Here is a 16,866-nt window from a genome sequence, read left to right as displayed (position 1 = left end):
GGAGGTGCCTATGCTCAATCAAGAACTGGAACTCAGTTTAAACATGGCTTTCGCCAGAGCGCGCGAGCACCGACATGAGTTTATGACCGTCGAGCACTTGTTACTGGCGTTGCTCAGTAACCCATCGGCCCGCGAAGCGCTGGAAGCGTGTTCTGTGGATCTGGTGGCGCTCCGTCAGGAACTCGAAGCCTTCATTGAACAAACCACACCCGTATTGCCTGCCAGCGAAGAAGAGCGCGATACTCAGCCGACGTTGAGCTTTCAGCGTGTTTTGCAACGAGCTGTCTTTCATGTTCAGTCTTCCGGGCGCAATGAAGTGACTGGCGCTAATGTGCTGGTTGCTATCTTCAGCGAGCAGGAATCACAGGCGGCCTATCTGCTGCGTAAGCATGAAGTCAGTCGCCTGGACGTGGTGAATTTCATTTCTCATGGCACGCGTAAAGACGAACCGAGTCAGTCTTCTGACTCCGGTAATCAGCCAAATAACGAAGAGCAAGCTGGCGGGGAGGACCGTATGGAGAACTTCACGACTAACCTTAACCAGCTGGCTCGCGTAGGCGGGATTGATCCGCTTATTGGCCGGGAAAAAGAGCTGGAGCGCGCCATTCAGGTACTGTGTCGTCGTCGTAAAAATAACCCACTGCTGGTGGGGGAATCCGGTGTGGGGAAAACGGCGATTGCCGAAGGTCTCGCCTGGCGTATTGTCCAGGGTGATGTGCCGGAAGTGATGGCTGATTGTACGCTGTATTCTCTGGATATCGGTTCATTGCTGGCGGGTACCAAATACCGCGGTGATTTTGAAAAACGCTTTAAGGCGTTGCTGAAGCAGCTGGAGCAGGACACTAACAGCATTCTGTTTATCGATGAGATCCACACTATTATCGGTGCGGGGGCGGCATCGGGCGGTCAGGTGGATGCAGCTAACCTGATCAAGCCGCTGCTCTCCAGCGGGAAAATTCGTGTGATAGGTTCAACCACCTATCAGGAGTTCAGCAATATCTTTGAGAAAGACCGTGCGTTAGCGCGTCGCTTCCAGAAGATCGATATCACTGAGCCGTCAGTGGAAGAGACCGTGCAGATTATCAACGGTCTGAAACCGAAGTACGAAGCGCACCATGACGTTCGCTACACTGCCAAAGCGGTACGTGCAGCGGTCGAACTGGCGGTGAAATACATTAACGATCGCCACCTGCCTGATAAAGCGATTGATGTGATTGATGAAGCAGGCGCACGTGCCCGTCTGATGCCGGTCAGCAAGCGCAAGAAAACCGTCAACGTGGCAGATATCGAGTCCGTCGTAGCCCGTATTGCGCGGATCCCGGAGAAGAGCGTCTCGCAGAGCGATCGTGATACGCTGAAAAATCTGGGCAATCGTCTGAAAATGCTGGTATTCGGGCAGGATAAAGCCATTGAAGCACTGACCGAAGCGATCAAAATGAGCCGTGCTGGTCTGGGTCATGAGCATAAGCCTGTCGGTTCGTTCCTGTTCGCCGGACCGACTGGCGTCGGTAAGACCGAAGTCACGGTGCAGTTGTCTAAAGCGCTGGGCATCGAACTGCTGCGTTTTGATATGTCCGAATATATGGAACGTCATACTGTCAGCCGCTTGATTGGCGCGCCTCCAGGGTATGTCGGCTTTGACCAGGGCGGCTTGTTGACCGATGCGGTGATTAAACATCCGCATGCTGTACTGCTGCTGGATGAAATTGAAAAAGCGCACCCGGATGTCTTTAACCTGCTGCTGCAGGTCATGGATAACGGTACGCTGACTGACAATAACGGGCGTAAAGCGGATTTCCGCAACGTGGTGCTGGTGATGACGACCAACGCCGGGGTACGTGAAACTGAGCGTAAATCAATTGGGCTTATCCATCAGGACAACAGTACTGATGCGATGGGTGAGATCAAGAAAGTGTTTACGCCGGAATTCCGTAACCGCCTCGACAATATTATCTGGTTCGATCATCTCTCTACTGAAGTGATTCATCAGGTGGTGGATAAATTTATTGTTGAGCTGCAGGTTCAGCTGGATCAGAAAGGTGTCTCTCTGGAAGTGAGTCAGGAAGCACGTAACTGGCTGGCGGAAAAAGGCTACGACCGCGCAATGGGCGCACGTCCGATGACGCGAGTGGTTCAGGACAACCTGAAAAAACCATTGGCTAACGAATTGTTGTTTGGTTCGCTGGTGGATGGCGGTCAGGTTACCGTCGCGCTGGATAAAGAAAAAAATGAGCTGACCTATGGTTTCCAGAGTGCGCAAAAGCACAAGCCAGAAGCTGCACATTAATTTCTAATCGCATGATACACCGGGCGTAATGCCCGGTTTTTTTTCGCCTGATGTCAGACAACAGATGAATGACAGGCAAAAAATAAGCCTGCGTAAGGGAGATTACGCAGGCTAAGGAGGTGGTTCCTGGTACAGCTAGCATTTATGGGTTATGTTTTTCAGCGGATGGGATAATACCCTTAATGAACGAAACGGTATGTGATCGATTTCTAAGAATCTTCCGAACGCTGAAAAATAACCGTAATTAACTACTTAGCATGTGGATTGCGCGTGGACTCACCGGCAAAATTACGCATCAGTAATGCATAATTCAGATCGATATCCTGTGGTACGGGCATCCATACGGTATAACCATCACCAGGCGCAACTGGCATAGCTTCGCCTTTGGCGTTTTCCATCTGCTCAAGGGTGAAATTGACGTTACCCTGCGGCGTCATCAGCTCCAGACTGTCACCGACGGTGAATTTGTTTTTCACCAGCACTGCAGCCAGATCGCCTTTGCGTTCGCCGGTGAATTCACCGACAAACTGCTGACGTTCGGAAACAGAAAAACCGTATTCGTAGTTCTGATAGTCGTCATGAGTATGGCGGCGCAGGAACCCTTCGGTATAACCACGGTGCGCCAGACCTTCCAGTGTTTCCAGCAGTTGCGGATCGAACGGTTTACCGGCCGCAGCATCGTCAATGGCTTTACGATAGACCTGTGCGGTACGGGCGCAGTAATAGTAAGACTTGGTGCGACCTTCGATTTTCAGGGAATGCACGCCCATCTGAGTCAGGCGCTCAACGTGGGCAATTGCGCGTAAATCTTTTGAGTTCATGATGTAAGTGCCGTGTTCGTCTTCGAACGCGGTCATGTATTCACCCGGACGCTGGGCTTCTTCAATCATAAACACTTTGTCCGTAGGTGCGCCGATCCCAAGTGTCGGTTCCACGTTTTGTACCGGGATGGGTTCGTATTTGTGCACGATATTACCCACCACATCTTCTTTACCTTCCTGTACGTTGTATTCCCAGCGGCAGGCGTTGGTACAGGTCCCCTGGTTAGGGTCGCGCTTGTTGATGTAGCCGGAGAGCAGGCAGCGGCCGGAGTAGGCCATGCACAGCGCACCGTGAACGAAGATTTCAATCTCCATATCCGGAACCTGAGTGCGGATCTCTTCAATTTCTTCCAGCGACAGTTCGCGGGAAAGGATCACGCGGGTCAAGCCCATTTGTTTCCAGAACTTCACCGTTGCCCAGTTGACCGCGTTAGCCTGTACTGACAGATGAATATCCATATCAGGGAAGTGTTCACGGACCAGCATGATCAGCCCCGGATCGGACATGATCAGTGCATCCGGCCCCATTTCCACAACGGGTTTCAGGTCACGAATGAAGGTTTTCAGCTTGGCGTTATGCGGGGCAATATTAACCACCACATAGAATTTTTTACCCAGTTCATGGGCCTCATTAATGCCGAGTTGCAAGTTTTCGTGATTGAATTCGTTGTTGCGCACACGCAGAGAGTAACGCGGTTGGCCCGCGTACACCGCATCTGCGCCATAGGCGAAAGCGTAACGCATATTTTTCAGCGTTCCCGCCGGGGAAAGGAGTTCCGGTTTAAACATAATGTTCTCGTTCTGATGACAGGTCAGACTCGCTTCACTGCATGAAGCGGTTGGGGGAGTGCCCCCATATTAAGGGCGGGCATTGTATCGCTGCGTGGCGGGCAGGTAAAGTTATTGTGCCGGGTGGGCATTTTGCCTTACCCGGCCTTGATTGGCTTCTGGCTGATTAAGCTATCCGACAGGCATCGGCTTCCCAGCGATATCCTACGCCATAGACCGCGCGGATAAACGACTGCTCTGCATCCAGCGATTCCAGTTTACGGCGCAGATTCTTGATATGGCTGTCGATGGTGCGGTCGGTAACGACGCGGTAATCATCGTAGAGATGGTTGAGCAATTGCTCGCGGGAGAACACTTTTCCCGGTTCATGCGACAGTGTTTTGAGTAAGCGAAATTCAGCAGGTGTCAGGTCGAGCATTTTTCCACGCCACGATGCCTGAAAACGGCCTTCATCAACGATCAGTGGACTTTCTGCATCCATCTGTTGCAACTCGCGCTGTGGTTTACAACGGCGCAGGATCGTTTTCACTCGTGCGACGACTTCCCGCGGGCTGTACGGTTTACAAATGTAGTCATCTGCACCGATCTCCAGCCCCAGCAGGCGGTCAATCTCTTCGATTTTGGCGGTCACCATCATAATCGGGACGTCAGAGAAACGACGAATTTCCCGACACAGAGTCAGACCGTCGGTACCTGGCAACATCAGATCTAACAAGATCAGATCGGGCGGCGTCTGGCGTACATAAGGCAACACCTGATCGCCGTGATTGATGAGCGTAGGGGCATAGCTTGCCGCACGCAGGTAGTCGATGAGCAGTTGCCCCAGCTTGGGCTCGTCTTCCACGATCAGAATACGCGGCGTGTTTTCATCAATGGGTAACTCAGTCATACATCTCTCTGTAAGTCGCGTTCCAGCGGTAACTCTACTGTAATGCTAACCCCGCCAAAAGGCGAATGGGCGGCGCGGATCAGACCATTATGCGCCTGGACAATGTTGACGCAAATCGCCAGCCCCAGCCCGGACCCACCGCTGGCCCGGTTGCGGGACCCTTCGGTGCGATAAAAACGTTCGAACAGTTTCTGTAGCTGTTCGTCGCTAACGCCGGGGGTGGAATCGGCGAAGGTTAATAACACCATCCGCTCCCGCTGTTCGGCACTGATATGCAGACCGCCACCGCTGTCGGTGTAGCGTAGGCTGTTTTCCAGTAGGTTGTTAAACAGTTGCATCAGGCGATCCCTGTCGCCAAAGACCGTCATGCTGTCCGGGAGTGAAAGCTGGATCGTCAGCCCTCGACTGGCGAAGCGCTCACGAAACGCGCCGCTCGCCACTTCCAGCAGAGGGATCAGGTCCAGCGAGGTTTTCTGATAGGCCAGCGCACCTTCATCAGACATAGAAAGCTGGTGGAGATCGTCTACCAGTTTGGTGAGCGTACCCACTTCGGCCTGCAATGAGGCTACCGAATCCGGGGTGAACTGACGTACACCATCCTGAATAGCTTCGAGTTCGCCGCGTAAAACTGCCAGCGGTGTGCGCAGCTCGTGAGAAATATCAGCCATAAAGTCCCGGCGCATCTGCTGGTTTTTTTCCAGCGTACTGGCAAGCTGGTTGAAATCCTGCGCCAGTTTGCCCAGTTCATCGGTACTGGTGGGAACCACGCGGGTGGTAAAATCGCCGGCCGCCAGTTTGTGTGTGCCGTCGACCAGTCGTTTGACGGGGGCGAGCAGGCTCCGTGCCAGCGTAAATGTTGCCAGTGCTGCCAGTATGGTGGAGAGCGCGACGATCAGCCAACTGGTGCGCCGCTGTTGTTTATCGAAGTTAATATCCGTATTGCGCGTCAGCCGTTCAACGGGTGAGGCGATGACGGCGCCAACTTCCAGACCGTTGACGCGGATGGGATGGCGCATACCGTCGCGGGGGACCGGAGCACGCGGGCCGACCAGTACGCGGGCGTTTTGATCAATAACCCAAAACTGGGTGCGCCAACCGTGCGGCGGCATTCCGGGGCCAGGCTTGTCATCGTCGTTGTCATGTTCAAAAGAGCGCAGGATCTGAAAAACAAAGCGATCGTTGTTGCGTAAGAATCGCCAGTTACCGTGTTGCTCATACTGCTCGCTCAACGCGTCGCTGAGCATTTGCAGCCGCTGTTCGTTACCGTGTTTGATATAGTCAATAAAACCGCGTTCGAAGCTAATGCGGACGGCCCAGTGCATACTGATCAGCAACACAATGCAGGTGGCGAAAATTGCCAGAAAGAGTTTGCCGGTGATACCGGGCCGCCAGAACGTCATCGGGTGCTCCTTTTGCGCCGTGAAATCACCGCGTTGGTCTGCGTGTCGTTCGGCACGCGGGCAAAAATGATGGCAGGCAGTGCGATAATGAGCGCAATGCACAGCCAGGTATACATAAAGACGGTATGCGTAGACGCGCTGTCGATGGCGATATGCTGCTGCCCGAACATGCCTAACAACAGACCGGCGATGGTTACTCCGATACTCATCGACAGTTGCATGATCATCGACAGCAGACTGTTGCCGCTGCTCGCGAGGTCATCCGGCAGGTCTTTGAGCGTCAGTGTGTTCATTGATGAGAAGCGGGTAGAATTGACCATTCCCTGTAAGAACAGTATGAACGGCAGGGCGTAATACCAACCGAGTAACGCGGTGCTCATCAGCAACAGGCTGACCATCGACAGGGCAAGCGTGGTGGTGACCAGTACGCGACGGTAGCCAAACCGGTTGACGACCTGGACCACGATGCGTTTCATTCCCATACTGCCCAGCACCATCGGGATCATCATCAATCCGGCATGAAATGGTGAAAACCCCAGCCCAATCTGCAAAAACACCGGTGTCATAAACGGCAGCATACCGCTACCGATGCGTCCGGCAAAACTGCCGAACAGGCCTAAAGAGAAGGTGTGTGTACGAAACAGATGCAGGCTAAACAGTGCACGAGGGTTGTTGTAGGCATGTTTCAGATACAGCAGGATCGCCAGTACGCCACAGATAACCAACGCTGCCAGCGTGATATGGGAAATGCCGGTTCCCTTACTACCATCGAGCGCTAACGTGAGTACCGCCATGCCGACAGCCAGCATCATGAATCCAGAAAGATCGAAACGGCGAGTTTGCATGGTGTAGTTGGGCATCAGCATTAACGTCGCTATTGCCCCGACAATGCCAACCGGAATGTTAATCAGAAATATCCAGTGCCAGGAGGCATATTCCACCAGGATCCCCCCTAATGCCGGACCCAGAAGAGGACCAATCTGACCGGGCAAGGTGACGAATGTCATTGCCGCCATGTATTGCTCGCGTGGGACGATTTTCATCACCGTTAACCTGCCGACGGGTACCATCATTGCGCCGCCTACCCCCTGTAACACACGCGCCATCACCAGTTCATTCAGCGTTCCGGACCCGGCGCAAAACAGCGATCCCAGCGTAAACAGAATGATTGCGGTAAAGAATATATTGCGTACACCGATTTTATCGGCCAGCCAACCGCTGGCGGGCAGCATCACCGCTACGGTTAATACATATGACACAATGACCATATGCATATGCAACGGGCTTTCCCCGAGGCTTTTGGCCATCGAGGGAAGCGCGGTGTTGACGATGGTGGTATCCAGCGACTGCATAAAAAAGCCAAATGCCACAATCCAAAGTTGCCAGCGGGTGCTGTCGGGAAGTTCTGTCATAACTCTGCTACCGGTTTGCTGTTTTTACGCGAAAAACGCAGACGCAGACGATCGAAAAAGAGATAGACCACCGGAGTGGTGTACAGCGTCAGTAGCTGACTAACAACCAGTCCGCCAACAATGGTTATCCCCAATGGCTGGCGCAATTCAGAGCCGTCACCTGCGGATAATACCAGCGGCAGCGCACCAAACAGTGCCGCCAGCGTGGTCATCATGATTGGGCGAAAACGCAGCAGGCAGGCCTGGAAAATCGCCTCTTCCGGCTGCAACTTGCCATTTCTCTGCGCTTCCAGCGCAAAATCGACCATCATGATGGCGTTTTTCTTCACAATGCCAATTAATAGCATGATCCCTATCAGGGCGATTAGGCTGAACGGGGCATTGAACAGCTCCAGCGCCAGTAAGGCCCCAACGCCGGCAGAAGGCAGCGTGGAGAGAATAGTCAGCGGGTGAACATAGCTTTCATACAGCATACCCAGCACGATATAGACTGTGGCGATGGCGGCGATAATCAGGATCACCTGTGAATTCATGGTGTCCTGAAATACCTGCGCGGTACCGGCAAAGCTACCGCGCACCGTCGACGGTACCCCAAGCTGGGTCATGGTTCTGTTGATGGCCTCCGTCGCTTCAGAAAGTGAAGAACCCGTCGGCAGGTTAAACGATACAGTTGAGGCGGCAGACAACCCCTGGTGATTCACCGATAGCGGTGCGTTTGCCGGTTGCCATTTGGCAAAGTACGACAACGGTATCGCTTTACCATCGCTGTTGATGACGAACATTTTGTCCAGGGCGCTGATATCCTGGGTGTAGCGTGGGTCGACTTCCATCACCACTTTGTACTGGTTCATTGGCTGATAGATGGTTGAAATTTGCCGCTGACCAAAGGCGTTATTCAGCAGGCTGTTGGCTGCTTCGACGTCGATTCCCAGACGTGACATGGTGTCACGATCGTAGGTCAGATTCATCTCTGCGCCGTTGTCCTGCTGATCGGAGTTGACGTCAGCCAGTTGGGGCAGGGCGGCTAACGCTTTACGGATTTTGGGTTCCCATTCCCGCAGTGCGGCAAGATCATCCGACAGCAGCGTGTACTGGTAGCTGGCGTTGGCCTGGCGCCCGCCGACGCGAATATCCTGCACCGCCATCAGAAACAGGTTTGCGCCGGGTTCTTTGGCAAGCGCGACACGCAGGCGGTCAATCACCTGTTGCGCCGTTTCGTGGCGTTCTCCACGTGGCTTCAGGGTGATAAACATCATCCCGCTGTTGACGCGTGAGCCGCCGGTAAATCCGGTGACATTATTCACCGCAGGATCGTCGCGGATGATCTTCATAAAGTCCTGCAGTTTGCCTCGCATCGCCTGAAACGAAATGCTCTGATCGGCCTGGATCCCGCCCATGAGTACGCCGGTATCCTGCTCCGGGAAGAAGGTTTTGGGGATGGAAATATAGAGCCAGACGTTCAGGGCAATGGTTGCGAGTAGCACCACTCCCACCATGCGCGTGTGGCGTAGCACCCACTTCAGCGAGGTGGCGTAGCTTTGTTGTAATGCCACCAGTACACGGCCAAATCCTCGCTTACGCGATTGTTCGCGTGGCGTGCTGGATTTGAGCATCCAGCCGCACATCATCGGCGTCAACGTCAGCGATACCAGCAGTGAAATACCGATAGCCACCGACAGGGTGACGGCAAACTCGCGTAACAGACGACCTGGCAACCCGCCCATTAACAGCAGTGGCAGAAACACCGCCACCAGCGACAGGCTCATGGAGAGAACGGTGAAACCCACCTCGCGCGTGCCCTGTAGTGCCGCCTGTAACGGTTTCATTCCTGCTTCGAGATGGCGTGCAATGTTCTCCAGTACCACAATGGCATCATCGACGACAAACCCCGTCGCGATGGTCAGCGCCATCAGCGACAGATTGTTGAGGCTAAATCCACACAGATACATCGCGGCAAACGTACCAATCAGCGAGACCGGAACCGCAACGGCGGGGATCAGGGTGGCACGTCCGGAGCGCAGGAAGACAAACACCACCAGGATAACCAACGCCACGGAGATAATCAGCGTCTGTTCGACTTCCTCCAGTGAGGCGCGAATAGTCGGCGAACGGTCCTGGGCGATTTGCAGATCGATAGCGGCAGGAACCAGGGTTTGTAACTCTGGTAGTTTGGCTCGAATGCTGTCGACCGTCTGAATAATATTGGCTTCCGGCAGTTTGCGGATCATCAACAGAATGGCTGGTTTGGCATTGGTCATCCCCGCATTGCGTACGTCCTGCACTGAATCACTGACAGATGCAACATCCCCCAGCCGCACAGCTGCGCCATTGTTATAGTGGATGATAACGGGCTTATATTCCGCCGCAGTTTTGAGTTCATCGTTGGTTTGTACCTGCCAGCGATGGGTTTCATTTTCGATAGCACCCTGTGGTTTACGCACGTTGGCGTTATCGATAGCGCTACGCACCGCGTCCAGTGATACGCCCTGGTTAAACAGCGCCTGCGGATTAAGCCCCACGCGCACGGCGGGAAGAGAGCTTCCTCCGACATCCACATCACCGACGCCGTTGATTTGCGCGATAGTTTGCGCCAGTTGCGTGGATGCGAAATCGTACAATTCACCTTGCGAGTACGTGTCCGATGTCAGCGTCAGGATCATGATCGGCGCATCAGAAGGGTTGGCCTTCCGATACGTCGGACGGCTGGGCATCCCGCTGGGCAGCAGGCTTTGCGCCGCGTTAATGGCGGCCTGTACGTCCCGTGCTGCGCCGTTGATGTCGCGGTCAAATTTAAATTCGAGAATAATGCGCGTACTGCCAAGCGAACTGCTTGATGTCATCTCATTTACGCCCGCAATGCGCCCAAGCGAACGTTCCAGTGGGGTTGCTACGGATGACGCCATTGTTTCTGGTGATGCTCCCGGTAGCGATGCACTGACCATGATTACCGGGAAATCAACCTGCGGCAGTGGGGCCACTGGTAACAGACGAAAGCCAAGAATCCCGCACAGAGTAATCGCCACCGAAATGAGAATGGTCGCGACCGGGCGATGGATGAAAAGCGCAAAAAATTTCATTTACGCTTCCTCTTCCTGGCGTGGGAAGCGGTTTTTCACGTACAGCGACAGCCGGTCAAACAGCAGGTAAATTACCGGTGTGGTAAACAGGGTTAAGACCTGACTGACCAGCAGGCCGCCGACCATGCCAATCCCTAATGGACGGCGTAACTCCGCGCCTACGCCGGTACTTAACATCAGCGGCAACGCCCCCAGTAGTGCTGCCAGCGTGGTCATCAGGATCGGGCGAAAACGCAGCAGACAGGCCTGAAAAATGGCATCGCGCGGTGACATTCCCTGCTCACGTTCTGCGGCAAGGGCAAAGTCGATCATCATGATGGCGTTTTTCTTGACGATCCCGATCAGTAAAATAATGCCGATGATCGCGATCACGTCCAGCTCACTGCCGGCAATCATCAATGCCAGCAACGCCCCGACACCTGCAGTGGGAAGCGTAGAGAGAATCGTAATCGGGTGAATAAAGCTTTCGTACAATACGCCGAGCACGATATACATCGCGACCACTGCCGCCACAATCAGCCAGATGGTATTGCCCAGGGCTGCCTGGAATGCCAGCGTACTGCCCTGGAACTGAGTGGTGATATTTGCAGGCAGGTTCAGTGTTTTTTCGGCATCCTGAATCGCCTGGACCGCATCGCCCAACGACTGGTTATCTGGCACATTGAACGAGATAGTCGTCACCGGGAATTGATCGAGATGGTTAATCGATAGCGGGGCAAAACGCTGCTCAATGCTGGCGATAGCGCTGAGCGGTACGATTCCGCCATCGCTACTGGTCAGACGAATGGTATCCAGCGCGGCAAGTCCAGGTGTGCTGTCAGTGTTATGCTCTAACACCACGCGATACTGGTTTGCCTGTGTATAGATAGTCGAAATCAAACGCTGTCCGAAGGCGTTGTACAGGGCGTTATCGACATCTGCCATGCTGATCCCTAAACGACTGGCGCTGTCGCGATTAACATTCACATAGGCCACCAGTCCCTGATCCTGCCAGTCGCTGCTGACATCAGACAGCTGAGGCAACTGTTGCAGTTTTTCCAACAGTTGCGGCACCCAGGTACTGAGGGCGTCCAGAGAGGTGGCCTGCAGCGTAAACTGGTACTGTGTCCGGCTCACCTGAGTATCAATCGTCAAGTCTTGGGTCGGCTGGAGATAGAGATCGACGCCGGGAACCTTATCCACCGCATCCTGCAGACGCTCAATTACTTTTTGTACGCGGTCATCGCGTTCATCCAGCGGCTTGAGGTTAATTTGCAGGCGAGCACTGTTCAGCGCGGGGTTCGTGCCATCAACACCCACGAAGGCCGTCAGGCTTTCTACCGCGGGATCGCTGAGGAGCACATCGGAAACCTGGCGTTGACGCTGGGCCATGCTGGCAAATGAACTGGATTGTGGAGCCTGCAACGTGCCCTGAATAATGCCGTTATCCTGAATTGGGAAGAAGCCTTTTGGGATAAAAACCCACAGCATGACGCTGAGCAGCAGCGTGCCGAGCGCGACGCCAAGCGTCAACCACGGGTGGTTAAGTACTTTTGCCAGCCAGTGCCCGTATCCGGCGATCACACGATCGAACATTTTTTCTGAGGCGCGGGAGAAGCGGTTTTGCTTACGCAATGACGCCTGACTGAGCATGCGCGCGCACATCATCGGTGTCAGGGTTAGCGATACGACGGCGGAAATCAGAATCGCGACCGCCAGCGTGACGGCGAACTCACGGAACAAGCGCCCGACGATATCGCCCATAAATAGCAGCGGGATCAACACCGCGATCAGCGAAAGTGTCAGAGAGATGATGGTAAAACCAATTTCGCCCGCACCTTTCAGGGCAGCGGTCAGCGGCTTTTCCCCTTTTTCGATATAGCGCGAAATATTCTCGATAACCACAATAGCATCGTCCACCACAAAACCCGTGGCGATGGTCAGCGCCATCAATGTCAGGTTGTTGATGGAGAAATCAAGAAAGACCATTACCGCGAAAGTACCGATCAGCGATAGCGGCACGGCAACCGCAGGAATGATGGTGGCAGGAATATTGCGCAGAAACAGGTAAATAATCATGACGACCAACGCAATTGCCAGCATCAGTTCGAACTGAGTGTCTGCAACGGAAGCGCGAATATTGGTCGTACGATCCGAAAGTACAGTGACTTTCACCGATTTCGGCAGGCTGTCCATCAGTTGTGGCAGCATTTGCCGAATACTGTCCGCCGTGGCGATAATATTTGCGCCAGGCTGACGCTGTACGTTCATCACGATGGCTTGTTGTTTGTTGGCCCATGCCCCAAGCCAGCTGTTTTCTGCCCCTTGTTCGACGGTGGCAACATCGCCAAGGCGCACCGGCGCACCGTTTTTATAGGCAACAATTAACTGGCGATACTCATCGGCAGACTGCATCTGGTCGTTAGCGGAAAGCGTAACGGCACGCGTTGGCCCATCAAGACTCCCTTTGGCGGAATTGACGTTGGCACCGGTAATCGCCGTACGGATGGTTTCGCTGGTCAGGCCGAGTGCTGCAATCGCCTGTGCATTGAGCTTCACGCGGACCGCAGGACGCTGGCCGCCAGAAAGTGTCACCAGGCCGACACCAGAAACCTGGGAGATTTTCTGTGCGACGCGGGTTTCCACCATATCTTCCACCTGTGTCATCGGCATGGCGGTCGAGGTGACGGCCAGCGTCATGATCGGCGGATCCGCTGGATTAACTTTGCTGTACACCGGTGGGTTAGGCAGGTCACCTGGCAATAAATTGGTGGCTGCATTGATGGCGGCCTGAACTTCCTGCTCGGCAACATCCAGTGGCAGGGTCAGTTGAAACTGCAACGTGACGACCGATGCACCACCGGAACTTTGGGAAGACATTTGTTTCAGACCGGACATCTGCCCGAACTGGCGTTCAAGCGGAGCGGTAACTGCAGACGTCATGACATCCGGGCTGGCTCCGGGGTAGAGCGTTATGACCTGAATGGTGGGGTAATCCACTTCTGGTAATGCAGCAATGGGCAGGAAACGATAGCCGATAATACCGGCAAGCAAAATCGCGACCATCAGCAACGTGGTGGCGACAGGGCGCAGAATAAACAGGCGGGACGGGCCGCCTGTATTGCCGGGAGGTAACACCTGCATCAGGAGCTCGCTCCTTTTTTGCCATAGCCGCGCGGTGCGGCTTTATCGTCGCTAGCGGTGGCGGCGTGAGCCTCCACGACCTCGACTTTAGCCCCTTCCGTCAGACGATCAATACCGTCGGTGACGACGCGATCGCCCGCGGACAGCCCGGCGGAGATAACGACGTTCTGACTGTCCTGAATACCTGGTTTAACCAGATGTTTGCTGACGTTGTTGTCGTTGTTCAGCACCCAGACAAAGTGGCCTTCATTGCCCATTTGTAATGCGGCAGCCGGGATCACGATGGCATTTTGTTCGGTGTCGACCAGCATCCGGGCGTTAACAAACTGATTCGGGAACAGCGTGTCGTCCTGATTATTAAAACGGGCTTTCGCTTTGATGGTGCCGGTGGTGGCGTCAATCTGGTTGTCGAGGCTCAGCAGTACGCCTTCGCTCAGTTTTTGCGAGTTGGTACGGTCCCAGGCCTCAACTTTCAGTGGCGTCCCCGATTTCTGTGCCTGTACTACGGTCGCGATATCGTTCTCTGGCAAAGTGAAAACCAGATCAATAGGATGGGTTTGTGTAATGACGACAATCCCGGTGGTATCGCTGCTGGATATCTGGTTACCCACATCCACAAGCTTCAGGCCTACCCGACCATCAACAGGAGCCGTTACCCGGCTCCAGTCGAGTTGCAATTGTGCGCTGGCGACGCTGGCTTCATCGGCCTTTATCGTCCCTTGTGTTTCGTTGACCAGCGCCTGCTGCGCATCCAGTTCCTGGCGAGAGACCAGGTTGGTTTTAACCAGTTGCTGATAGCGGGCGAGATCGCGACGAGCATTTGCCAGTGTGGCTTTATCTTTCGCTAACTGCCCCTGCGCCTGAGCCAGAGCGACTTTGAACTGGCTGGGGTCTATTTCTGCCAGCAGATCGCCGGCTTTCACCTGCTGTCCTTCCTGAAAGTGTAACGCGATGAGTTGACCATCGACCCGACTACGTACCGTTGCGGTGTTAGCCGCAGTCACGGTACCCAGCCCGGTCAGATAGCGTGGAACGGCTTGTTCGACTGCCGTGGCCGCCTGAACCGGAGCCAACGGACCTGAACGCATTCCTCGCCGTCCCGTTGCCGGAGCGGGTTGCATCTGACGGGTTGCGCCGGGGGCTGTTCCCTGGGGTTCGCTGCGACTCTGCCAGAACCAAAATGCGACGATGGCGGCCACGACGATCACGATTGCTATCACCCAGCGGGATTTGTTACTGCCTTTCATTGTTGTAAGTTTCTCATCCTGAAACGTTTCGCGGAATGATACTAGTTTAGCCAGTGAACACGGGAGAAAAATGGAGGAATTATGAAACACTGTCGGGATTCGTCTGAATGCTGACGCGGCTTTGCGAGGCATTACGCAACAATCAGCGCTGAAAATAGCGAATGCGGAAGAGTGCGATAGAGTGCAGGCACGGCAAAAAGGAGGTAAGCCAGAGATTTCAGCCGGATGCTGAAACGGCAAAACCCCTCCCGAGGAAGGGGCCAAAATAAGGAAAGGGTTATGATGAAGCACGTCATCATACTGGTGATACTCTTAGTGATTAGCTTACCGGCTTACTAAGATACCAGAGGGAGGGGAAACCCTCCCTGACCCTCACACCTGACCTTAAGCCACAGTAACGATGATGTCAATACGCGCACTTTTCAGCCTGCGAGCCACTTAGCGGAAAACCACTTCCGCCCAGCGTGCCAGACCTGCGGTAACCGAGCCGAAGTCATCGCCCCCGGCGATAGGGATCCCCGGAAGCTGTTCGGCAAGCGCTTTTTTGATAATCGGTGAGCGCGCGCTGCCGCCGGTCAAATAAATGACATCCGGTTTTTCCTGGGCATTATCCAGGGCCAGTTGCACCTGCTCCAGAATACGTGCCAGTGGTTGATTGAGTGCAGTTTCCAGCCCCTGTTGGCTGATTACGGCAGCCAGTTCATCACTGATAAACGGCAGTGCCGCCGTGACGTTTGCCTGAGCGGAAAGCGCAATTTTGCTTTCTTCTGCGCTACGTACCAGGCGGTAGCTCAGACGCTCGCGCCAGACTTTGAGTAACAGCGCGACTTTGTCTGCTTCACGAGCATCACGGATAAGATCGTTCAACAATCGACCGTTGGCGGTACTGTAAAAATCACTTTGCGCGGGGACATCGTTAATCGCGACGGCGTTCCACCACGGCAGAATAGGTAATGCGATACCTTTTTCGGTTTCGCCTCCCATGCCGAGTAACGGCATCAGGTGTTTAAAGGCCAGCGCGATATCCAGATCGTTACCGCCTACGCGACATCCACTGTGACCTAACAGGCTGGTTTCGCGATCGGCGCGTTGATGCCACTGCGGCCCCATCAGCAGCAATGAGCAGTCGGTGGTACCGCCGCCAATGTCCACCACCAGTACGCGTTTTTCTTCTTGCAGCGTGGCTTCGTAATCCAGTCCTGCCGCGACAGGCTCGTACTGAAACACCACATCCTGAAACCCCGCGCGTTTTGCCGCGCGTTCAAGAATACCCTGCGCCTGGGCGTTGGCGTCGTCGCCGCCTAACCCCTGGAAGTTTATCGGGCGACCGATGACGGCCTGGGTAATGGCTTCGGGGAGCTGATTCTGTGTCTGGTTGCGGATGTGCAGCATCATCGCGCAGACCAAATCCTCAAACAGCGCAACCTGCTGTGGCTTCAGGCCGCTGGCACCCAGGAATGATTTTGGCGATTTAACAAAGTAAACCTCTTCCGGGTCGTCAATATATTGACCCAGAGATGCCAGACCAAACTGTACGCTATTGGCGTTAACATCGATGTCTTCTTCGCGGTTAAAGCGCACCGCACGACGCAGCAATGCCTGCGTTTCGTCATCCGTTGCCGGGACATCATGATGGCGATACAGCCATTCGCTGACCGCTTCACGCGTAGGGGCACAAAGCATAGAAGGCAGCAGCGTGCTGTCATTTTCCATTTTGAGCAATTGAGGCTGCCCATCACGCATGACGGCTACTGAACAGTTTGCCGTACCGTAGTCAAAACCAATAAACACCGTAAAAATCCCCATGCCAGTGAAGAAGGG

At 54.3% G+C, this 16,866-nt stretch carries 10 protein-coding genes; 2 read left to right on the top strand and 8 right to left on the bottom strand.

The window, feature by feature from the left end; all coding sequences use genetic code 11:
* Positions 1-10: 10 nt before the first annotated feature.
* Positions 11-2,287 (top strand): ATP-dependent Clp protease ATP-binding subunit ClpA, encoded by a 2,277-nt coding sequence (gene clpA, locus ACLJXE_RS17685; RefSeq protein WP_040231864.1) that lies wholly within the window; start codon positions 11-13, stop codon positions 2,285-2,287.
* A 248-nt stretch (positions 2,288-2,535) separates the two neighbouring features.
* On the opposite strand, the gene yegQ is transcribed toward clpA, so the two are convergent.
* The 7 genes from yegQ to ACLJXE_RS17650 form a co-directional block, all read right to left on the bottom strand.
* Positions 2,536-3,897 (bottom strand): tRNA 5-hydroxyuridine modification protein YegQ, encoded by a 1,362-nt coding sequence (gene yegQ, locus ACLJXE_RS17680; protein ID WP_271441353.1) that lies wholly within the window; start codon positions 3,895-3,897, stop codon positions 2,536-2,538.
* Between the two features lie 166 nt (positions 3,898-4,063).
* Entirely contained in the window at positions 4,064-4,786 is a 723-nt protein-coding gene (gene baeR, locus ACLJXE_RS17675; protein WP_137382236.1) for a two-component system response regulator BaeR, read from the bottom strand.
* Positions 4,783-6,186 (bottom strand): two-component system sensor histidine kinase BaeS, encoded by a 1,404-nt coding sequence (gene baeS / locus ACLJXE_RS17670; protein ID WP_410751552.1) that lies wholly within the window; start codon positions 6,184-6,186, stop codon positions 4,783-4,785. The genes baeR and baeS overlap by 4 nt, the downstream gene beginning before the upstream one ends.
* Positions 6,183-7,598, bottom strand: coding sequence for an MFS transporter (locus ACLJXE_RS17665; protein WP_410751551.1), 1,416 nt, complete (start codon positions 7,596-7,598; stop codon positions 6,183-6,185). The genes baeS and ACLJXE_RS17665 overlap by 4 nt, the downstream gene beginning before the upstream one ends.
* Entirely contained in the window at positions 7,595-10,675 is a 3,081-nt protein-coding gene (gene mdtC, locus ACLJXE_RS17660) for a multidrug efflux RND transporter permease subunit MdtC (protein ID WP_410751550.1), read from the bottom strand. The genes ACLJXE_RS17665 and mdtC overlap by 4 nt, the downstream gene beginning before the upstream one ends.
* Complete coding sequence (locus ACLJXE_RS17655) at positions 10,676-13,798, bottom strand: MdtB/MuxB family multidrug efflux RND transporter permease subunit (RefSeq protein ID WP_410751549.1); 3,123 nt, start codon at positions 13,796-13,798, stop codon at positions 10,676-10,678.
* Positions 13,798-15,045 (bottom strand): MdtA/MuxA family multidrug efflux RND transporter periplasmic adaptor subunit, encoded by a 1,248-nt coding sequence (locus ACLJXE_RS17650; RefSeq protein WP_410751548.1) that lies wholly within the window; start codon positions 15,043-15,045, stop codon positions 13,798-13,800. Before ACLJXE_RS17650 ends, ACLJXE_RS17655 begins: the two co-directional genes overlap by 1 nt.
* Positions 15,046-15,324: 279 nt before the next feature.
* On the opposite strand from ACLJXE_RS17650, the gene ACLJXE_RS17645 reads away from it, so the two are divergent.
* A complete protein-coding gene (locus tag ACLJXE_RS17645) occupies positions 15,325-15,384 on the top strand; it encodes a type I toxin-antitoxin system Ibs family toxin (protein ID WP_136345439.1) in 60 nt (19 codons plus the stop codon).
* Positions 15,385-15,483: 99 nt separating this feature from the next.
* On the opposite strand, the gene yegD is transcribed toward ACLJXE_RS17645, so the two are convergent.
* Complete coding sequence (gene yegD, locus ACLJXE_RS17640) at positions 15,484-16,836, bottom strand: molecular chaperone (RefSeq protein WP_410751547.1); 1,353 nt, start codon at positions 16,834-16,836, stop codon at positions 15,484-15,486.
* Positions 16,837-16,866 lie beyond the last annotated feature (30 nt).

The sequence above is a fragment of the Citrobacter sp. U14242 genome (assembly GCF_046555775.1).
Taxonomy (GTDB): Bacteria; Pseudomonadota; Gammaproteobacteria; order Enterobacterales; family Enterobacteriaceae; genus Citrobacter.
This window is presented reverse-complemented; position numbering and strand designations above follow the sequence as displayed.